Raw genomic sequence first — 20043 nt, forward strand, 5'->3', positions numbered from 1 at the left:
AGCAGGAACATAGAAGCATTACGCGAGTTAGGCACTGACCCATTGGACGTATCCTCGCATTCTGCGGTCTGCCTGGGTGGTCCTTGTTTTGTAAACGAATGCCAGGACAATGTATCGCTCGCAGCTTTTCGTACCTCTTTTTGGCCTGCTGTTGCTGATGGGTGGCCTGTTCCACGGGCACGAGGCCATGGCGCAGGAACCCTGTCCGGCCGATCACGATAAGCTGCTTGCAGCCCTCAAAGCCAACGTGAAGGCAAGCGGCGGACCAGCCAATGGCGGCTTTGAAACCAACGAATGGGCAGCCATCGTTGCCCGTGACGGCACTGTCTGCGCGATTGCGTTCAGCGGCCCCACCCCCGACTCGCAATGGCCGGGAAGTCGGCTCATAGCAGCGGAGAAAGCCAACACGGCCAACGGTCTCAGCCTGGCTCAGATGGCCCTCTCGACGGCCAATCTCTATGCGGGGGTGCAGCCCGGCGGACCGCTATTTGGCCTGCAGGAGACCAATCCCGTCAACCAGGCCGCGGCCTATACGGGCGATCCCAAAACGTTCGGAAGCGCCGGCGACCCGCTCGTCGGCAAGCCGATCGGAGGCGTCGTGGTGTTTGGCGGCGGACTTGCCCTCTACGACGGCAAGAGCATTGTCGGCGGCCTCGGCGTTTCAGGCGATTCCTCATGCGCCGATCACAATGTCGCTTGGCGTATCCGCGCGGCGCTCGGCTTCGACAAGGTCCCGGCAGGCGTCAATCCAAATCGCAAGGATGCCATTGTCTACGATCTGGACCCCGGCGGCAAAAGCGCTTCGGGCTGGGGCCATCCGCTTTGTGCCGGAACGGAGGCCGACATCGCGGCCGAACTCGGCGCCGGCGTGGGAGGCTCGATCAATAAATGAAAGCTATGCCCCAGTTGGCATTGACGCGCGTTGACGTAGAACGCCATACCCGCAAATTGGCTGCCGGGAATTCCTTTGGCGCTATCCTTCTGGTGACGCTGCTCGCCTGCCTGCCGCTTTTGGGCGCTGCGTCCGAGCCACCTAAAACACCAGGGATCGTACCGCCAGCCGCAGCCTCGCCACCCGATGACGGCCAATGGACGATGCCGGCCAAGAACTACGCGTCGACGCGCTTCAGCGAACTCTCCGAGATCAACGAAGGCAACGTCAAGAACCTGCAGGTCGCGTTCACGTTCTCGACAGGCGTGAACAAGGGCCAGGAAGCAGCGCCGCTGGTCGTCGGCAACACCATGTATATCGTGACGCCCTTTCCCAACTTCGTCTATGCGCTCGATCTCTCCAAGCCCGGCGCCCCGATGAAGTGGAAGTACGAACCCAATCCCGAGCCGGCGGCACAGGGGGTGGCCTGCTGCGACGTCGTCAACCGAGGGGTGGCATTCGCCGACGGGCGCATCTTTTTCAATACGCTGGACGGCCACACGATTGCCCTTGATGCGAACACGGGCAAGCCGATCTGGAACACTCATGTCGGCAACATCAACATCGGCGAGACCATCACCATGGCGCCGCTTGTGGTGAAGGGCAAAGTGCTGGTCGGCAATTCCGGCGGCGAGATGGGCGTTCGCGGCTGGGTAAAGGCGCTCGACGCCGGCGACGGTCATGTCGTCTGGATCGCCTATAGCACCGGGCCGGACAAGGACGTGCTGATCGGATCGGACTTCAAGCCGCACTACGACATGGACAAAGGCAAGGATCTTGGCGTCACGACGTGGCCGCCGGAAGCCTGGAAGATCGGCGGCGGCAACATGTGGGGCTGGATTTCCTATGATCCCGATCTGAACCTGATCTTCCACGGCACCGGCAATCCCGGACCATGGAATCCGGATTTGCGGCCGGGCGACAACAAGTGGACGTCTGGCATTTTCGCGCGCGATCCCGACACCGGCGCGGCGAAATGGTTCTATCAGTGGAGCCCGCACGACCTCCACGATTATGACGGCATCAACGAGCAGATCCTGCTCGACATGACCTGGCAGGGCAAGCCGCGCAAGGTGCTGATCCGGCCGGAGCGCAACGGCTATCTCTACATCCTCGACCGGACAACCGGCGAGGTGCTGTCGGCAAAACCGTTTGGTCCGGTCAACTCCAGCAAAGGTGTGGATCTGAAAACCGGTCGGCTGATCGTAAACCCGGACAAGAAGACCGGCACCGGCAAGGTCGTTCGCGATATCTGTCCGACGGCGTCGGGCCTCAAGGACTGGCAGCCTTCCGCGTTCTCGCCGAAGACCGGCCTGCTCTACATCCCGCACAACAATCTGTGCATGGATGAAGAAGGCGTCGAGGTGAACTACATCGCCGGCACGCCCTATGTGGGCATGAACGTCCGCATGATACCAGGGCCTGGCGGTAATCGCGGCGCCTTCACCGCCTGGGACATCGCCGCGGAGAAACCCGCCTGGAGCCTCAAGGAGAATTTCCCGGTGTGGAGCGGCGCGGTAGTGACCGCCGGCGACGTTGTGTTCTATGGCACGATGGAAGGCTGGTTCAAGGCGGTTAGCGCCAAGACCGGAGACCTGCTTTGGCAGTTCAAGACCTCGTCCGGGATCATCGGCCAGCCCATCACCTATCGCGGTCCCGACGGGCACCAATATGTCGCCATCCTCTCAGGCGTCGGCGGCTGGGCCGGCGCCATTGTATCGGGCGATCTTGACCCGCGTGACGCCACCGCCGCGCTCGGTTTCGTCAATGCCATGAAGGATCTGAAGAACGCGACAACCTCGGGAGGCACGCTTTATGTGTTCCGGCTGCCTTGATGGATTGTACTTGACCGTAGGTCCGGCGCGAAAGGCGTGTCAACGGCTGGTGATCGGCATGGCCGCCATCGCCTTCGTGTTCTTGACGGCCACAGCCGACGCACGTGAGCTGAGGGTCTGCGCCGATCCGAACAACATGCCGTTCTCCAACGCGGCCGGTCAGGGCTTCGAGAACAGGATCGCCGAAATCGTTGCGTCCGATCTCGGCGCGAAGCTGACCTATACCTGGTGGGCGCAGCGCCGCGGCTTCATCCGAAACACGCTGAAGGCCGGTCTATGCGATCTCGTGCCGGGCACGCCGAGCAACCTCGAAATGCTGCGCACCACCACGCCCTACTACCGATCGTCTTATGTCTTCGTCACCCGCAGGGACGGCCCCGACGTAGCATCGTTCAATGATCCGCGGCTGCGCGACATGCGGATCGGTGTTCAGCTCATCGGCGACGATGGCGCCAATTCGCCTCCGGTCCAGGCGCTTGGCCGCCGAGGTATCGTCGGGCACCTCGTTGGCTATCCGGTCTATGGCGATTATTCCGCCCCCAACCCGCCGGCGCGCATCGTCGAAGCGGTGGCGAGTGGCGAGATCGACCTTGCCGTGGTCTGGGGCCCCCTCGCCGGCTACTTCGCCGCCAGGCAGAAGGTACCGCTCCGCATCACGCCGGTTGCGCCCCGCATCGACGGACCGCAACTGCCGATGATCTACGACATCTCGATGGGCGTCCGCCGCGAAGACGATGCGCTGCGCGGCGATGTCAATGGCGCCCTGTCCAGGCACAAGGTCGAGATAGATGCCTTGCTGTCACAGTATGGCGTGCCGCGCCTCGATGCCCCGGGGAGCCCGGTGCGATGAGAGCCGCGGTGGCCATGCTCCTGTTTCCAGTCCTGGCGCTCGCTGCCTGCCAGCGCGAGGAACGTGACACGCGCCCGCAATCGGCGCTCGGATCGGGCGAGCAGCCGACGCCTGTGACCACGCTGGAGCCCGGCGGACAGCGGCCCCCCGCCAGCGACAACAAGGCGGCGAGCTTCGAGGCCAACGCCTTCCACATGAGCGAAGGGAAACGGCTTTTCGGCTGGTTCAACTGTTCGGGATGCCACGCCAATGGCGGCGGCGGCATGGGGCCGGCCCTGATGGACCAAAAGTGGCTCTATGGCAGCTCGATCGAAAGCATCCATGCCACGATCCGCGACGGTCGGCCAAACGGCATGCCGAGCTTCCGCGACAAGATTCCCGACGACCAGATCTGGGAGCTTGCGGCTTTCGTGCGCTCGCTGAGCGGCAACGCGCCGTCTTCCGCCGCGCCGCAACGCAATGACGACATGATGGCGCATCCTTCGGAAAACCGCATGCCCGACGCGGCCACGCTGGGGAAGTCGCCGTGAAACGTCTCGTCTCGATGGCGTTCGCCACCGCCGGGGCTCTGTTGCTCCAGGGATGCGCGGGCTGGCAATCCGCCCTCGACCCGAAAGGTCCCGCGGCGAGCGAACTGGCATGGCTGATCTGGTTCTTCACCGCGCTCTGCGCCGTGGTGTGGGTGCTGGTGATGATCGCCCTTGTCGTGCCTTTGATGATGGGGTCGCGCGCGCAGGCGGAGCCGCTCGCGATCGAGGCCGGCGCCGACGACCGGAAGCTGCGCGCGGTGATGACCGCCGTCGGGTTGACCGCCATTGTCCTGATCGGACTGACCTTGCTGAGCTTCTTCGCCAACAGGACGCTCGCCGCGATCGGCTCGGATGCCGCGCTGACCATTCGGGTCACCGGCCATCAATGGTGGTGGGAGGTGCGCTATGAGGATGCCACGCCAAGCCGCATCCTGACCACGGCGAACGAGATCCATATCCCCGCCGGGGAACCGGTGAAGCTTCTTCTGACCTCGACCGACGTCATCCATTCCTTCTGGATTCCGAGCCTTTCGGGCAAGCTCGACCTCATTCCCGGCCACATGAACGTGCTCGACCTCAAGGCCGACAAGCCTGGTGTTTACCGAGGTCAATGCGCCGAGTTCTGCGGGGCGCAGCACGCAAACATGGGTACCTTCATCATCGCCGAGCCGCGTGCGAAGTTCGACGCCTGGTGGAACGACCAGTTGCAGCCGGCAGCTACTCCGACGGGGGACGAGGCCAAGGCCGGCCAGGATCTGTTTCTGAAGCGCCCTTGCGTGATGTGTCACAGAATAGGCGGCACGCCTGCCGGAGGAACGGTCGCCCCCGACCTCACCCATATAGCCAGCCGGCAGACGCTTGCCGCCGGGACATTGACCATGAGCCGCGGCAATCTCGCCGCCTGGATAGCCGACCCACAGGGCATCAAGCCCGGATCCCACATGCCGGTGGTGGAGCTCAGCGGCGACGAACTCAACGCCATGGTCGCCTATCTCGAGGCGCTTAAATGAGCAGCGCGGATCTCACAAGCGAACGCGACCTGCCGCGCGAAACGCCCGCCACAGGCGACGTCGCACCCGAGCATGACGGACCGCGCGACACCGGCATGGACGATGCCAGCCTGGATCGCTGGCTGGCGCGGACATGGCGCACGCCCCCCGGCATCATCGGCGCGCTGTCGAGCGTCGACCACAAGGTCGTCGCACGGCGCTATCTGATCACCGCCTTCGTGTTTCTGTGCCTGGGCGGGCTCAACGCTGTCGCCATGCGCATCCAGCTCTCAGGGCCGCAGCGCGGTCTGATCGGCCCGGACCTCTACAACCAGCTGTTCACGATGCATGGTGTGACCATGATGTTCCTGTTCGCCGTGCCCATCGTGCAGGCGACAGGCATCTATCTCGTCCCGCTGATGGTCGGCAGCCGCAACATCGCCTTTCCCCGCCTGAACGCGTTCAGCTACTGGATCTATGTTTCGGGCGGCATATTCGCCTGGGTGTCTTTCGCGCTCAACATGGCGCCCGACGTCGGCTGGTTTGCTTATGTGCCGCTGTCAGGCCCCGAATTCGCGCCGGGCAAGCGGGCCGACGTCTGGGCCCAGATGATCACTTATACAGAAGTATCCTCCCTGGCCGTCGCGGTGGCAACCATCGTCACCGTGTTCAAGCAGCGAGCCCCCGGCATGTCGCTGGACAGGATTCCGCTCTACGTCTGGGCAATGCTGGTTACCTCCTTCGTCGTCGTCTTCGCCATGCCCGCGGTGATGATCACCTCGACCTTCCTGATCCTCGACCGGCTGGTCGGCACACATATCTTCAACCCCGCCGAGGGCGGCGACGCACTGCTCTTCCAGCATCTGTTCTGGTTCTTTGGCCATCCCGAGGTCTACATCATCTTCCTGCCGGCGACGGGCATGGTCTCCGCGATCATCCCGGTCTTCGCCCGGCGTCCCGTGTTCGGGCATCTCGGGCTGGTCTTGTCGCTGATCGCCGTCGGTTTCCTTTCGTTCGGCCTCTGGGTCCATCACATGTTCGCGACGGGGCTACCCAAGCTCGGCGCCAGCTTCTTCACCGCGTCGAGCATGCTGATCGCCATCCCCAATGGCGTTCAGATCTTCTGCTGGCTGGCGACCTTGTGGGACGGCAGGCCGGTGATCCGCACGCCGCTGCTGTTCGTGTTCGGCTTCTTTTTCATCTTCGTCATCGGCGGCCTCACCGGCGTCATGCTCGCTTCGGTGCCGCTGGACCTCCAGGTGCACGACACTTATTTCGTCGTCGCCCATTTCCATTACGTGCTGATCGGCGGTTCGGTCTTCCCGCTGCTGGGCGCGGCCTATTTCTGGTTCCCCAAGATCAGCGGCCGCATGATGAGCGAGCGTCTCGGGCGCTGGCATTTCTGGCTGGCTTTCATCGGCTTCAACGCGGCTTTTTTTCCAATGCATCTCGTCGGGCTCTGGGGCATGCCACGAAGGGTCTACACCTATCCGGCCGAGCTTGGCTGGGGCAACATCAACCTGTTCATCAGCGCCGGCGCGGTGCTCTTTTTCCTCAGCTTCGTACTGTTCACTTTCAATCTTGTACACGGCGCGTTGAAGGGCGCACTGGCCGGAAACAATCCCTGGGATGCCGGTACGCTCGAATGGGCGACGTCTTCGCCGCCGCCAAGCTATAATTTCGCGCGGATACCGATTGTCACACATGTCGAGCCGCTCTGGGCCGAACGGGAGGCGATGCCTGTGGCGACCGGACTCCGCGTCGATGTCCGTGAGCTATTGATCTCAACCGTGGCGGAAGCCCACCCCGACATTCGCGAGAAATCGGCGACACCGTCGATCTGGCCGCTGCTGGCGGCAATCGCCGTCGGCGGTACGTTTGTCTATTCGATCTTCACGCCCTGGGCGATCGTCTGGGGCGCCGCGCCGATCGCCATCACCTTGATCGGCTGGTTCTGGCCCAAGGACGACCCGGAGGATGAGGGATGAGTGAGCGTCCCAGCTTGGATCTTTCGGACCTCCCAACCTTTGGACATGGTCCGCGCAGCCCGACTTGGTGGGGAACGCTCGGCTTCATGGCGCTGGAAGGCATGGGCTTTGCGTTGGCCGCCGGCGCTTATCTCTATCTCGCCACTTTGTGGCCCAACTGGCGTCTAAGCGCCCCGCACCCCAATCATTGGCCCGGAACGATCGTCACCATCCTGTTTATCATCAGCGTGGTGCCGAATCACATCCTCCACGGCCATGCCAAGCAATGCGCGATCGTACCGGTCCGGATCGGGCTGGTGGTGATGTCGCTGCTCGGTCTGGCCCCGCTTGTCGTGCGCTGGTTCGAATTCCCGGCGCTGAACATCTACTGGGACACGAACGCCTATGGCTCGATGCTCTGGGTGCTGCTCGGGCTGCACACCACACACCTGATCACCGATGTCGGCGACACCATCGTTTTGACGGTGCTGATGTTCACACGCCATGGCTATAGCGGCCGGCGCTTCGGCGATGTCGGCGATAATGTCTTCTATTGGGATTTCGTGGTGCTGACCTGGATCCCGATCTATCTGCTCATCTACTGGATGCCGAGGCTAGGCTGATGCGTGCGTTGAAAATGGGAACGTCCTGGGGTGGTCTTCTGTCGGGGCCGATGGCTTGGGCAATCTCGACGCAGCTGAACTACGCACTCGTACCATGGCAGTGCAACCGCCAGGTGCCGGTGGTGCTTCCCGTGGCACTGGTGCTCGCCGTGCTTTCGCTGCTCGGCGGTGCCTTGTCATGGCGGGCGAAGCGGCAGGGCGGCGCCGCCTTCAAGCCTGAGCGCACGCGCAGCACCGAGCAGTTCGTCGCCGATCTCGGCATGCTTGCGGCATTGCTGTTTGCCCTCGTCATCATCATGCAAGGCAGCGCGGCTCTCATTCTCGACGAGTGCCTGCGATGAGCTTCGACGCGTTCTTCTCGACCTCGATCTGCTACGGCGCCGGCGCGCCCGAGGCCGGATGGACGCTCGCATTTCCCATCACGTTTCCGCTGGCCGCGATTGCCTTCCTTTATACCATCGGAGCGACTCGGTTGTGGCGCCGCAGCAGCCGAGGCCGTCCCGAGCGGATGCGGCAGGCGTTGTTTTTCGCCGCCGGTTGGGGCGTGCTGACGGCAGCACTGGTCAGCCCCATCCATGCGCTCGGCGAGCGGGTGTTTGCCGCCCATATGATCGAGCATGAACTGCTGATGGCGGTGGCGGCGCCCCTCCTTGTCGCCGCTTGCCCAGGCGCAGTCCTGCTCTGGTCCTTGCCGGCCGCACTTCGCCGCGGAACGGGCAAGCTCACGCGCGCAAAGACGCTGCAATCGGTTTGGGCCCTGGTGATCCGCCCCCTCAACGCGACGATCATTCACGGCGTCGCCATCTGGATCTGGCACATTCCGGCGTTGTTCCAGGCAGCGCTCCAGCAGGGCTTTCTCCATTATGCCCAGCATGCGAGCTTCCTCGGCACAGCCTTGCTGTTCTGGTGGGCGCTCCTACCGCGCCCCGGTCGGCAGCAGACCTATGGCAACTCCGTCATGCATCTTTTCTTCACCTCGCTTCATACCGGCCTGCTCGGTGTCCTGCTGCTGATGTCGCCCAAACTCTGGTATCCGGAGAATGGCGCCGGCGCGGCATTGTGGGGACTGACCGCGATCGAGGACCAGCAGCTCGCCGGATTGGTAATGTGGGTTCCGGCCGGCTTGATCTATGGCGGCGCCGCCTTGCTGCTCGCCGGCCTCTGGATAAGCAGCAGCGCAACCAGGGAGGCAACACATGCGTTCCGACCTGGTTAGGCTGATCGGGGGCGCCCTTGCCGCAATCCTGCTGCTGACCGCGGCTGTGGCAGCGGCGACCTTGTGGTCCGACCGGCGCGAGCGCGTCCGGCACGAGTCGGATGCGGCGACCGGGGGCGTAGGCGCTCGCGCCATTCCAATCATGACGGCGAATGGCTGCTCCGGCTGCCATACGATACCCGGCGTGCCGGGTGCGCAAGGCCAGGTCGGACCCCGCCTGGACGGTGGCCTTGCCGACAGGGTCTTTATCGGTGGCCTGCTGGCAAACAATCCGGAGAACATGGTCCGCTGGATACGCTCGGCGAGGGAAGTCAATCGGCACACGGCCATGCCGTCGACGAGGATCACCGAGCAACAGGCGCGGGACATCGCCGCTTATCTCTACGCGTTGAAGTAATTCATCCCTCGCCGCCGCGCCGGGACCACAAGCCGCGGCCGGGGTCATAGCCGATGACCGCCGCGAGGAAGAAGGCGATGAGGCAGCCAAGGACCACAACCGCCGCGACAGGATCGAACCGCAGATAGAGCGCGAAGCGTATCAGCTCGACCGCCGAGCTGAACGGGTTCCAGGCGGCGATTGTTGCCAGCACCGGTCCCGCCTCGGCAAGCCGCCACAGCGGATAGAGCGCCGTCGAGGCAAAGAACACCGGAAAGATGACGAAATTCATGACACCGGCAAAGTTCTCCATCTGTGTCGAAACCGAGGAGACAAGCAGTCCGAACGCGCCAAGCATGAGGCCCGCCAGCACGAGCGCCGGAAATACCGCGACGTAGCCGAGAACGGGCGGCCGCACATCCCAGAAACGCGCGATCAACAGAAACAAATAGACCAGCGGCACGCCGACGATCACGCTGGCCAGCAGGCGCGCCGCAAGCAGGTACCAGCGCGGCAATGGTGCGGTCAGCAACAAGCGCATGCTGCCCATCTCGCGATCGTAGACCATGGCCAGCGAACTCGCCATGGCATGGAAGAGCAGCATCATGGCCGCTAGCCCGGGCACCACATACACGTCATAGAGAACATAGGTCTGGTAGGGTGGCGTGATCGACAGACCGAGAACGGAGCGGAAGCCAGCGGCAAAGATTGCCAGCCAGACCAGCGGCCGCACCATCGCCGAGAGCAGCCGACCGCGTTGCCGCAACGTGCGCAGCATCTCCCTGCGCAGGATGCCGTTGAGCGCGCGCACCGCGTGAGACGTTTTCATTCGGACTCCGTCAGCGACGCGAAGGCCTCGCCCGTGCTCGCTACACCGAGATCGGCAGCCAGACGATCGGCGCGGCCGGCCCACCGCATTGTGCCTCGATGCAGCACCACCACATCGTCATCCGCCGTTAGTTCTTCCAGAAAATGTGTTGCCCACAGGACGGCAATGCCGCGCTCGCGGCAAAGCTCCCGCACGTGCCGCTCGAGCGCGCGGCGGCCCGGCACGTCGAGCCCGGTGGTCGGCTCATCCAGCAGCAAAAGGCGTGGGCTATGCATCAGAGCGCGTGCGATCTCGACACGGCGACGCTGCCCCCCGGAAAGCGCTCGGGCAGGATCGTCGATCCTGTCCAGCACGTCCAGCCGGCCGAGTTCGTGGATGGAGCGCTCCTTGCTCAAGGCCTGGCTAAGCCCATGCAAGGCCGCGTGGTAACGCAGGTTCTCGCCGGCTGTCAGATCGAGATCGAGGGTCGGCAACTGGAAGACGACGCCCATCTGCGCCAACGCGGCGGACGGGTTGACATCCATCGCCTGGTCGAAGAAATGCACCGAGCCGGAGCGGGCGTGATAAAGACCGGTGATCAGCGAGAACAACGTCGTCTTGCCGGCGCCGTTGCGGCCTAGCAAGATGCACATCCTGCCTTGGGCCACAGAGAAAGAGACGCCGTCGAGAACCCGCCGGTTTCCGAAACTATGGCCCAGATTCTCGACCGACAAGGCGTTCATGGCCCGATCACGACGCCCCACGGCCCCCGCCCTACCGGCAGCGATTTCACCACCTCCTGGTTTTCCAGATCGATAAACGAAATATCGCCGGAATTCCCGTTTGCGCTGACCAGGCGCTTCTGGTCGCCGGAGAGCGCAACGTGCCAGGGTCGTTGACCAACAAGGTAGAGCCGACGGACCGCCAGCGTTTTCACATCGACTTCCGCAATCCTGTTGGCGGGGCCGAGCGCCACATAGACGGTCGTGCCATCGCGGGACGTCGCCATGCCGACCGCCTGCACGCCCTCGCGTCGTATACCCGGCACCTCGAACTCGACTTTGCCGGTCTGCGCGCGCGTTGCCGTGTCGAAGACGGTGACGGTGCCCCGGATCTCCGAGGACACCCAGAATTGCTTACCGTCCGGCGAGAATAAAGCCGCGCGCGGCCGGGTATCGACCAGCAGATTGTCGACGAGTTCAAGCGTGCCTGCGTCGATCAGATGCACCATGCTGGTGGTCTCCGAAGTGCAGGCGACATAGCGGCCGTCGGCGCTGGCCGCCATTCCTTCCGGTTCGACGCCGACATCCACGGTGCCGATGACCTTGGCCGCGGCGATGTCCACCACCGACACCAGATTGTCATTCTCGTTGGCGACGAACAGCCGCTTGCCATCGGGATGGACTGCGAAGAATTCCGGATCGGCTCCCGAAGGCAATTCCCCGACGACCCGCCGCTTCGCGACGTCGACCACGTCGATGCGGTTGTCGTCGCCTTCCGCGACGAACAGCATCTTGTTGTCGATCGACAGTGCCAGCCCGCGCGGACGGCGGCCGACATCGATCGTCGCCAGCAAAGTCATTGTCACGCCGTCGACGACCGCGACGGTATTATCCTGCTCATTGGAAACGTAGATGGTCTCGGCGGCGGCGGGAGCAGCAAGAGCGAACGCCGCCAACAACAGCGTCATCAGAACTTGCATGTGCTCTCCTCCAGGTCGATGCCCAGCGTGTCGAGCTGCGTGCGCTGATGCAGGAAACCCGGTTGCGGTGAGCTGGAAATCAAGAGGCGAGGCCCGGCGATCAAAATGGGCTGGCGCATCTGTCCGTCCCAGGGACGGAAACTAAGCCCCTGCCCCTTGAAGCCAGCGAGAAGAAACGCGTCGCCGCGTATATATCTGCCGATTGCCGCGGGATCGAGACTGTGCAGGCGCGTCGCCGCTTCGCCGATACTGCGCACAGCGAGCCAGGCCGCGTAGTCGCTGGGCAACATCCAGCGCCCTGCCTGCCTGTGGAAACGGTCCTGCAGTTGCGTGGCGCCCCATTCCTCGCTGACAGCGCTCCAGCCTGTGGCGACAAGCCCTTGCGTACCGGCGACGATTCTCGGCAGCGCAGTGCGGCCCTCCAGATAGGCGCCGAATTCATCCGCCTCGTCGGCGACCACGAGCACATCATAGTCGCTGACCTGCGTGACCGCCGGTATTTCGGTCTGCAGCGTGACATGCCCTGTATCGGCACGTCCGTTGGCGGGCCTGAATGTCCACGGCTGGTCGATCTTGATCTCGGCTCCGAAGCGAGCCGCCGCCCGTCGAAAGGCCGCAGCCATCGCCTGATCCTGCGAATGCGGCCCCACAAGCAGGAACCAACGCTGCCAGCGCTTCCAGGCGAGATATTGCGCCAGCCCGTCGGCGAGCATGGCGCGGCTCGGGATCGTGTGCAGGACGTTCCGACGGCAGTCCTGTTGGCGAAGCACGTCGTCCGGCGCCCGGCTGTTGAGCAACGTCATCTGCTCGGCACCGGGCGCGGCACTGGCCTGTAGAAGCTGACGGGCGTCGAGATCGGCGACGACAAAGGCGATGCCGGCATCGGCGAATTGTCTTACCGCGTCGTCCGGCGTTTCGGTTGGTTTCAATATTCTTTCCTCCAGCCGAAATTTCTGCCCAAGAAACCGGCCGGTGCTTTCGTCGTCGGCAATGCCGAGCCGTGCGCCTTGCAGGCCGCCGTCAGTGACGGTTTCATCAAGGGGTCCAAGGGGCAGAGCCGGTTTGCGCTCCTGGCCGATATACCCGATCACCATCGTCTGTTGCTCGGTGGCGCCAGGGCCGGTGATCAGCAAAAGAAAGAGAAGGCCCAGCAACAGTCTCATTGTGTCGCCCCCAGCCCAAAGCGCGACGATCCCGCTTCATCGCCACCAGAGATTGCGACATCGCGCACGATGCGCGCCGGCGATCCCTCCAGAACAATAACCCGATCACCCAGCGACGAGGCATAGGCGAGATCATGCGTAACCAGCAGCGTGGTAGTCCGCCGACTGGCGAAACAATCCTGCAGCAGGCGGCGCATGGCTTGCGCGGTCGCCTCGTCGAGTGAAGCGAATGGCTCGTCGAGGAGCAGGAGCGAAGGCTCCACGGCGAGCGCCCGGGCAAGCGCTACGCGCCGCGCCATGCCGCCCGAGAGTCGCTGCGGATAGCTCTTCTCATTGCCTTTCAGGCCGACAGCGGCAAGCCACCGGGCCGCATCGGGCGCGCGATCCGGGATGGCCATCTCTACATTGCGCAAGGCGGTGATCCAGGGCAGCAGCCTCGGTGTCTGGAACAGCATGCCTATCGGAAGCGGTCGTCCGCTCACGCTGCCGCGAAATTCGCGGTCGACGCCCGAAACGATCGACAGCAGCGTCGACTTGCCGACACCGGAAGGGCCGGTCAGGACGCAGACCTGTCCGTCGGCTATATCAAGCGACAGCGCGCGAAAGATCGTTCGGCGCTGTCCGTCGTCACCGGGGAAAGTCTTGTCCTCGATCCTGATCCTCAGCATCAGCGTCGCCAGGCGAACAGACGACGTTCCAACGGCACAAGCAGTCCATACTCTATGGCAAGCATCACAACGCCGAAGCTGATCGCATAGGCAAGGATGTGGGTGACGTCGAAGTTCTGAAAATAGACCTGTAGCTGGAACCCGACGCCGTTGGAGCGGCCGAGCAGTTCGGCGAGCAACACGATCTTCCACGTTAGTGCCAGCCCGCTGCGCAGGGTGACGAGAAAGAACGGCGCCAATTGCGGCAGCACGACATGCTGCAGCTTTGCAGCACGCCCGAAGCGATAGAGCTCAGCCATTTCGGCAAAGTCCTTGTCCAGCCGGCTGGCGCCTTCACGAATAGTCACCACGACATTGGGGATCTTGTTGAGCGCGACCGCAAGGACAAGCGCGGTCTCGGCAAGACCAAGCCAGATATAAATTAGAATGACCGTGATCAGCGCCGGCATGTTGAGGAGTAACACGATCCAAGGCCTCATCCATATGTCGGCTCTGTGCGAGCGGCCTGCCGCGTAGCCAAGGGCCGCGCCGATGACTATTGCCGACCCGAGGCTTGCCACGACGCGCGCAAGCGAGATGCCCAAATGGTATGGCAGCTCGCCCCGAACCGCTTCGTGCAGGAGAACCGAAACAACCTGGACCGGACCAGGAAACAGCCGATCGGCGGCGATCGATGATGCAATCTGCCAGACGAGCACCATGGTCAGCAATGCCGCAGCCGATTGCCAACGCTGCATTGTGATGGGGAACGCTGGGACATCGGTCATTGGCGCGAGCTCAAGCCGGTATGGCCCGGAAGACACCAGGATCGAGGCTCGTCGCCTTGCCGACCAGATCCTCGCCGCCCAATTCGGCCAGGATTGCAAACAACCGGGCCGCGCCATCACGTTCGTCTTTGCCGAACCGACGAGGGATTCCGGCTCGATAGGCGGCGCGTAACGCCGCCTGTAGGTGAGGATCGTCCGTGCCCAATTGGGGCGCGAGCACCCGCCATTCGTCGTCCGAAGACTCGAGCAGCGACTTCGCTGCCGCGGTCGCGCTCGTGAATCGCGCGAGGGCTATCGGGTTGGCCCGCGCCCAGCTTTCATGGAAGACGTAGCCGAGCATCGGCAAGTCCACGGATACGCCAAGCCCCTGCAGGATTTGCGCGACACTGAGCAGAGGCCTTGCCCCCTCTGACTCGAGACGGGCGGCGAAATTCCAGAACGTCAGCAGTGCATCCAGTCGCCCCGCCAGAAATTCCTGCTCCAACAAAGGCGGCGCGCCGAACACTGGCTCCACCTCTTCAGCAAGATCGCGCTTCACCTGACGGAGGCCGAGCGCGCGCAATAGGATCCAGCTTTTGTCCAGCGGACCACCTGCGATCCCCAGCCTTTTGCCCTTGAGGTCCGCAAGAGTTCGAATGGGCGAGCCTTGCGGCAGTTCCAGCGCGCCGACGGCACGAGAATAGGGATAGAAGACCAGATCAGCGCCTTCGCTGCGCTGGCGCATGACCCACACCCAGTCCGAAACGATGACGTCGACGCTGCCCGCCAGCAATGCGGTCCTACCGGCTTCGGTACCGGCAAGCCGCTGAGCCTCGATTGATACGCCGTGCACAGTGTCCAACGCATGTCGCCGCATGACGTCAACTTCCCAGGCGGCAGTGCCAAATCCCAGCACGCCAAATCGCACGAGCGGCGATGGCTGTGGCGCGGCTTCTGCGGAAGCACCCAATAGCCAGCAACAAATACCCGCAAGAGCGGCCCGCCGCGAGATGTGACCCTGATCATGCCGGGTCAGCCATTCGCCTGGAAGGGTAGCAGTCAGCACGGGCGCACCGGGTGTGAAGGAACTTTCCTAACGCCGTGGCGGCAGGAATGTTCCTCAATAGTGCATGGAACTAACGGGAAAGCACCTAAGGTCCGTTTTTCAGCTCGTATAACAGCCCGGGGGGCTCGTTCAGGCGAACAGAAGAAGGTGTCAGGGGCTACGGTCCGCTCTTGGCATCATCGACCTCCAACGCGTCCATTACAGGTGCCGGATCGCTCTTTTCGGAGCTCGGGCTCTGCACCCCGGACCCGGCGTTCTCGATCGCTTGCACGATAGCATCTTCGATGTTTCCGAGTTCGTCCTCCCTTACTTCACGCCCATAACCAGCCACCTCGGCATCCTGCTCGAATTGCTGAGCGAGCACCGCGACGCTGACTTCCTCTCGACCAGGAAGTGTGCCGACATTCTCCTGTAGCCAGTTTTGAAAAAACTCTCTGGTCGCGCTCATCTCAGACCACCCTTTCGCCAAACTAAGCGCGACGATGAGCCGAAGTTCCATGATGCGTTCACTTTCCCAGTGGCGCTGTACTCACAGCGTTGGGAGCCACGAGGTTTTTGCAGGCTTGATGAGGCAGTGGCCTTTCTCTTCACGACTCGATTGGAGTTCACTCTTATCGCGCAGTGTGCATCCTGATTGCGTCCATTTCGACCCTGTGGAACAAGCTTGTTGAGTTGAAGTTAGGCCCTATGCCAAGCTTTTCGGGCGAACCAAGTTTTTCGGGCGAACAAGTTTTTGACGTTGCCATCGTCGGCGGCGGCCCCGCGGGGCTCGCTGCAGCCATGTATTTAGCCAGGTTTCTGCGTTCGGTGATCTCGCTCGACGCGGGGCATGCGCGTGCCAAGCTCATCCCAAAATCCCGTAACTGTCCCGGCTTCCCCGACGGCATCAGCGGGGAAGAACTGCTCGGCCGCCTACGAGCCCAGGCACAGCTATACGGCGCGAGCCTTGTCCATGGTTGCGTAGGCCACGCCGAAAAACGCGAGGGGTTTTTTGTTCTGACGACCACCTGCGGGATTGTCCAAGCAAGGCGCGTGATTCTGGCAACGGGCATTGTGGACAAGGCACCTCCCATTGAAAGACTGGAGGAGGCGATCGCAACCGGCATTGTCAGACTGTGCCCGGTTTGCGATGCATATGAGGCCCGGGGTAGCCGCATCGGCGTTGTTGGTCCGGAGCATCTCGCCGTCAGGGAGGCTCTGTTCCTGAAGGGATATGGCAGTCAGGTCGCCTTGCTCGCCAATAACCAGGATGATGTTTCCGAAGCTGCCCGCGGCGCCGCCTTGGCAGGCGGAGTTGAAATCTGGGACGCTGTCGATGACCTGATCCCTCGACGAACCGGGTTCGATGTCGTCATGGCCGAGGGCGCCCCGATGCGCAACATCGATGTGGTGTACCCTTCGATGGGCAGCGACGTACGCTCCGAACTAGCGGTTGCTCTGCGGGCTGACTGTGACGCAGAAGGCTATGTCCTGGTCAACCGACACCTTGAGACTTCAACGCCAGGACTCTATGCCATTGGCGACGTGGCCGAGGGGCTCAATCAAATTGCTGTTGCGTTCGGAGACGCCGCCAAGGCTGCAACTCACATTCATAACGACCTCCGCGATTGCGCCGAGCCGGCGACGAACTTCCGGCGAAGTTGACCTGCAGATGCGAACGCACCGTACCGGCTCACCTTTGGCTGCGTTGATGCCCGGAACCTGTTCCACCCGGCGTGAGACTACCGGCTTCGGCTTTGCTAGAGTTCTCCCAGGCGCAGCCGCTGGGTTGATGGACGGGCACGCGCTGGCGAACGGCTGGAGGAAGGAATGAAAATTCTCGTCACCGGCGCGTCAGGTCTGATTGGAGCCGCGCTTTGCGCGCGCCTGGCCGGCGAGAGTCATGAAGTGGTCCGCGTGCTTCACCACGCAGACACTGGCGTCCCCCCGGAGATCCCAACCGTTTCCCTGGATATGGCGCGGGCCTTGCGACCTCAGGACTGGACCCCCTATCTCGCCGGTGTGGACGCCGTCGTAAACTGCGCCGGCGTCCTGCAGGATAGTGCCCGGGAAAACACCCGGCATGTCCATTCTACCGGCGCCTCGGCTCTCTTCACCGCGTGTGAGCAAGCAGGTGTGAACAAGGTGATCCACTTTTCTGCCATCGGGGTCGATCGCCAGCAGCCGTCCGCCTTTTCCGCCAGCAAGCTCGCTGGCGATGAAGCACTGATGGCACGTAGCCTTGACTGGGTCATCCTGCGCCCCTCCGTAGTGCTGGGAAGGCCGGCCTTCGGCGCAAGTGCACTGTTTCGCGGCCTCGCGGCTTTGCCGCTCTTGCCGTTGATGCCCGGCACGGGCCGTCTCCAAGTCGTCCAACTCGATGACGTCATCTCCACCGTCCTGTTCTTCCTCAAACCCGGCAGCCCATCGCACCTCACGCTGGACCTGGCTGGGCCCGAGGCACTTTCGATGAGCGAGGTCGTGGGTCGCTATCGCCGCTGGTTCGGATGGAGCAGTGCTCGGGAGTTCATCTTGCCGAATTGGGCCGCAGCTATCTTGTACAGGTTCGGGGATGCCGCGGCTCAGCTGGGCTGGCGCCCGCCGATGCGCAGCAATGCAGCAAAAGAGATTGCCCGTGGCGCTGTCGGCGATCCCCAACCCTGGATGACGGCGACCGGCATTCAACCATCAAGTCTTACATCTGCACTGCGTTTAAATCCTGCGACGGTGCAGGAGCGATGGTTCGCCGGTCTTTACTTCGTCAAGCCGGCGCTCTTTGTCATCTTGCCGCTCTTCTGGATCATGACCGGCATCATTTCCCTCACTGCCGGCTGGCGCAGCGGAGTTGACTTGCTGATTGGCACTGCTGCCGGCCCCTTGGCCGAACCGGCGGTAGTCGCCGGCGCGCTGGCTGACATCGCCGTCGGGGCGCTTATCGCCTGGCGCCCAACCAGCCGGCTTGGTCTTTTCGGCGCAATCGCGGTATCGCTTTTCTATGCGATCGCTGGGAGCATTCTGCGGCCGGATCTTTGGCTTGAGCCACTCGGGCCGTTGATCAAAATCCTCCCGATCCTCGTTCTGCATTTTGCAGCGCTGGCCATTCTGGAGGAACGCTGATGATGTACTTCGTGCTTAAATACCTGCACGTGATCGGCGCTGCTGTGCTGCTCGGAACTGGTGCCGGCATTGCTTTTTTCATGCTTTTGGCACACCGGACCGGGAATGCCGCGACGATCGCAGCCGTCGCCCGCATTGTCGTGCTGGCTGATTTCCTGTTCACGGCTACGGCCGTTGTCGCACAACCTCTGACCGGCCTGGGCCTCGCTAGGGTTGCGGGGTATTCGCTGTCCGAAGGATGGATCGTTCTCTCGATCCTGCTCTACATCTTAACGGGCCTGTTCTGGCTGCCTGTCGTGTGGATGCAGATCGAGATGCGAAATCTAGCCACACAGGCCGCACTCTCCAACCAACCTCCTCCCGAGCGCTACCATCAGCTGTTCAGACGCTGGTTTGTCTTCGGTTTCCCAGCTTTCGGCGCCGTGCTCGCCATTTTCTGGCTGATGATTGCGCGCCCGGCAATCGAGTGGTCATCGTTGTAGCTGCGATCGGCAAGCACTGCGCCGTGAATTCATCCGTCGCGCCTAGCTGGCTCGTGCCGGCGCGATGCACTGCGGTCGGGAACCACGGTCACTGCCGCGAGTTCTTTCGCATGGCCAATCATCCCGTCACCGGCGTGCTTACCTCAATCGGCACATTAACCTCCCGCCCCGCGGCATTCCTGATCCTGTTGGTCTACGCAATCCTTTGGATGATCTTCGAGCGTCAGACCCTGGACTGGCATGGAGCGGCTACCTTGTTTACGTGGGCCATGACGCTGTTCATCCAGCGTGCCGAGCACCGCGACACTCAGGCCATTCACGCCAAACTGGATGAGATCCTGCGATCAGACCACAATGCTTCGAACATCACGCGGATCGACGATGAAGAGCCCGAGGAAATCGAGAAACACCGCCACCGCAAGCAGCAGGACGACTGATGAGCGGCGTTTTGGTTTCACGGCAGGACGAGTAGCGGGTTTCCAGCTTTTGACGCCTATCCAGCCCCGCCGCCTCCTGCGCTCAGGCCCAGGCCTTCGATCCTTGCTGCGCCTGTGGTTCAGCGACCGAAGGATCGGAGCCCTCTATTGTTCCACTGATCCAGAAAAATTTGCCCGAGAACCAGGTCAGGCAAATCGGCCGGCTCGAAGTGCGTCATTCGCCTTTCTGGTTGCGCTCGACGAACTTGTTGAAACGGCTGGTTTGTCCGTCACCAGTCTTGGACTGGTAAAGAAAGGCCAGATCGTTCTCGTCGAATATGCGGAAGAACTCGTCCCATTCGACCGGCTCGAATGCTTCCTCGGGTTTGCCGAAGTCGATCCGCAGGATGCCGCCCGCGCCTTTGGTGCGAACCACTGCCGGCCGTCCATCCCGCTCCTCGGCCCATTTGCGGATTTCGTCGTGATTGGTGGTCGTTTGCGACTGGGACATTGAAATCTCCTTTGATCATCGGCGTTGCCAACATCGGGCATCGTCGGGGCTGCCGGCGTCCTAACAGC

At 62.7% G+C, this 20043-nt stretch carries 23 protein-coding genes; 14 read left to right on the forward strand and 9 right to left on the reverse strand.

Annotated elements, in window-relative coordinates; translation table 11 throughout:
• The first annotated feature begins 109 nt into the window (after window positions 1-109).
• From ACYG9Z_RS05570 to ACYG9Z_RS05615, 10 genes are read left to right on the forward strand one after another with little or no spacing between them, the layout of a single operon-like run.
• On the forward strand, window positions 110-892 hold the full coding sequence (locus ACYG9Z_RS05570) for a heme-binding protein (RefSeq protein ID WP_023712209.1): 783 nt from the start codon (window positions 110-112) through the stop codon (window positions 890-892).
• Window positions 889-2766 (forward strand): methanol/ethanol family PQQ-dependent dehydrogenase, encoded by a 1878-nt coding sequence (locus tag ACYG9Z_RS05575; protein ID WP_031244118.1) that lies wholly within the window; start codon window positions 889-891, stop codon window positions 2764-2766. The genes ACYG9Z_RS05570 and ACYG9Z_RS05575 overlap by 4 nt, the downstream gene beginning before the upstream one ends.
• A gap of 58 nt (window positions 2767-2824) precedes the next feature.
• Window positions 2825-3616 carry a substrate-binding domain-containing protein gene (locus ACYG9Z_RS05580; RefSeq protein WP_023668012.1) on the forward strand — a complete coding sequence of 264 codons (792 nt, stop codon included), beginning with the start codon at window positions 2825-2827 and terminating at the stop codon, window positions 3614-3616.
• The gene (locus tag ACYG9Z_RS05585; protein ID WP_023681119.1) at window positions 3613-4146 is read left to right on the forward strand and encodes a c-type cytochrome; all 534 of its coding nucleotides are present in this window, start codon (window positions 3613-3615) and stop codon (window positions 4144-4146) included. The genes ACYG9Z_RS05580 and ACYG9Z_RS05585 overlap by 4 nt, the downstream gene beginning before the upstream one ends.
• On the forward strand, window positions 4143-5156 hold the full coding sequence (gene coxB / locus ACYG9Z_RS05590) for a cytochrome c oxidase subunit II (protein WP_023681118.1): 1014 nt from the start codon (window positions 4143-4145) through the stop codon (window positions 5154-5156). Before ACYG9Z_RS05585 ends, coxB begins: the two co-directional genes overlap by 4 nt.
• Window positions 5153-7123 (forward strand): cytochrome c oxidase subunit I, encoded by a 1971-nt coding sequence (ctaD, locus tag ACYG9Z_RS05595; protein WP_023725519.1) that lies wholly within the window; start codon window positions 5153-5155, stop codon window positions 7121-7123. Before coxB ends, ctaD begins: the two co-directional genes overlap by 4 nt.
• Window positions 7120-7725 (forward strand): cytochrome c oxidase subunit 3, encoded by a 606-nt coding sequence (locus tag ACYG9Z_RS05600; protein ID WP_023681116.1) that lies wholly within the window; start codon window positions 7120-7122, stop codon window positions 7723-7725. Before ctaD ends, ACYG9Z_RS05600 begins: the two co-directional genes overlap by 4 nt.
• Window positions 7725-8066 (forward strand): hypothetical protein, encoded by a 342-nt coding sequence (locus ACYG9Z_RS05605; RefSeq protein ID WP_023681115.1) that lies wholly within the window; start codon window positions 7725-7727, stop codon window positions 8064-8066. The genes ACYG9Z_RS05600 and ACYG9Z_RS05605 overlap by 1 nt, the downstream gene beginning before the upstream one ends.
• On the forward strand, window positions 8063-8941 hold the full coding sequence (locus tag ACYG9Z_RS05610; RefSeq protein ID WP_023668006.1) for a cytochrome c oxidase assembly protein: 879 nt from the start codon (window positions 8063-8065) through the stop codon (window positions 8939-8941). Before ACYG9Z_RS05605 ends, ACYG9Z_RS05610 begins: the two co-directional genes overlap by 4 nt.
• Window positions 8922-9338, forward strand: a complete 417-nt coding sequence (locus tag ACYG9Z_RS05615) for a c-type cytochrome (protein ID WP_023668005.1) — start codon at window positions 8922-8924, stop codon at window positions 9336-9338. Before ACYG9Z_RS05610 ends, ACYG9Z_RS05615 begins: the two co-directional genes overlap by 20 nt.
• A 1-nt stretch (window position 9339) precedes the next feature.
• Here ACYG9Z_RS05615 and ACYG9Z_RS05620 read toward each other — a convergent pair whose 3' ends face one another.
• From ACYG9Z_RS05620 to ACYG9Z_RS05655, 8 genes are all read right to left on the reverse strand, one after another.
• The gene (locus ACYG9Z_RS05620) at window positions 9340-10146 is read right to left on the reverse strand and encodes an ABC transporter permease (protein ID WP_023713344.1); all 807 of its coding nucleotides are present in this window, start codon (window positions 10144-10146) and stop codon (window positions 9340-9342) included.
• On the reverse strand, window positions 10143-10868 hold the full coding sequence (locus tag ACYG9Z_RS05625) for an ATP-binding cassette domain-containing protein (protein WP_023739564.1): 726 nt from the start codon (window positions 10866-10868) through the stop codon (window positions 10143-10145). The genes ACYG9Z_RS05620 and ACYG9Z_RS05625 overlap by 4 nt, the downstream gene beginning before the upstream one ends.
• Entirely contained in the window at window positions 10865-11827 is a 963-nt protein-coding gene (locus ACYG9Z_RS05630; RefSeq protein ID WP_023739565.1) for a PQQ-dependent catabolism-associated beta-propeller protein, read from the reverse strand. Before ACYG9Z_RS05630 ends, ACYG9Z_RS05625 begins: the two co-directional genes overlap by 4 nt.
• Window positions 11815-12990, reverse strand: coding sequence for a type 1 periplasmic-binding domain-containing protein (locus ACYG9Z_RS05635; protein WP_023752175.1), 1176 nt, complete (start codon window positions 12988-12990; stop codon window positions 11815-11817). Before ACYG9Z_RS05635 ends, ACYG9Z_RS05630 begins: the two co-directional genes overlap by 13 nt.
• Window positions 12987-13658 carry an ABC transporter ATP-binding protein gene (locus ACYG9Z_RS05640; RefSeq protein ID WP_023752176.1) on the reverse strand — a complete coding sequence of 224 codons (672 nt, stop codon included), beginning with the start codon at window positions 13656-13658 and terminating at the stop codon, window positions 12987-12989. The genes ACYG9Z_RS05635 and ACYG9Z_RS05640 overlap by 4 nt, the downstream gene beginning before the upstream one ends.
• On the reverse strand, window positions 13658-14359 hold the full coding sequence (locus ACYG9Z_RS05645; RefSeq protein WP_245259917.1) for an ABC transporter permease: 702 nt from the start codon (window positions 14357-14359) through the stop codon (window positions 13658-13660). The genes ACYG9Z_RS05640 and ACYG9Z_RS05645 overlap by 1 nt, the downstream gene beginning before the upstream one ends.
• A 76-nt stretch (window positions 14360-14435) precedes the next feature.
• Window positions 14436-15470, reverse strand: a complete 1035-nt coding sequence (locus ACYG9Z_RS05650) for an ABC transporter substrate-binding protein (protein ID WP_031244119.1) — start codon at window positions 15468-15470, stop codon at window positions 14436-14438.
• 157 nt (window positions 15471-15627) lie between these two features.
• Window positions 15628-15969: a DUF768 domain-containing protein gene (locus ACYG9Z_RS05655; RefSeq protein WP_023667997.1), complete on the reverse strand. Its 342-nt coding sequence runs from the start codon at window positions 15967-15969 to the stop codon at window positions 15628-15630.
• A 188-nt stretch (window positions 15970-16157) separates the two neighbouring features.
• Between ACYG9Z_RS05655 and ACYG9Z_RS05660 the strand changes: the two genes are divergently transcribed.
• The 4 genes from ACYG9Z_RS05660 (at window position 16158) to ACYG9Z_RS05675 (ending at window position 19485) form a co-directional block, all read left to right on the forward strand.
• The gene (locus ACYG9Z_RS05660; protein WP_031193031.1) at window positions 16158-17114 is read left to right on the forward strand and encodes an NAD(P)/FAD-dependent oxidoreductase; all 957 of its coding nucleotides are present in this window, start codon (window positions 16158-16160) and stop codon (window positions 17112-17114) included.
• Window positions 17115-17279: 165 nt separating this feature from the next.
• On the forward strand, window positions 17280-18566 hold the full coding sequence (locus tag ACYG9Z_RS05665; RefSeq protein ID WP_031244121.1) for an SDR family oxidoreductase: 1287 nt from the start codon (window positions 17280-17282) through the stop codon (window positions 18564-18566).
• Window positions 18566-19048 (forward strand): DUF2269 family protein, encoded by a 483-nt coding sequence (locus ACYG9Z_RS05670; RefSeq protein ID WP_023681104.1) that lies wholly within the window; start codon window positions 18566-18568, stop codon window positions 19046-19048. The genes ACYG9Z_RS05665 and ACYG9Z_RS05670 overlap by 1 nt, the downstream gene beginning before the upstream one ends.
• 110 nt (window positions 19049-19158) lie before the next feature.
• Window positions 19159-19485: a low affinity iron permease family protein gene (locus tag ACYG9Z_RS05675; protein ID WP_023687797.1), complete on the forward strand. Its 327-nt coding sequence runs from the start codon at window positions 19159-19161 to the stop codon at window positions 19483-19485.
• A gap of 214 nt (window positions 19486-19699) precedes the next feature.
• On the opposite strand, the gene ACYG9Z_RS05680 is transcribed toward ACYG9Z_RS05675, so the two are convergent.
• Entirely contained in the window at window positions 19700-19975 is a 276-nt protein-coding gene (locus ACYG9Z_RS05680; RefSeq protein WP_023667991.1) for a hypothetical protein, read from the reverse strand.
• Window positions 19976-20043: the final 68 nt, after the last annotated feature.

This window comes from Mesorhizobium sp. RSR380A (assembly GCF_054719385.1).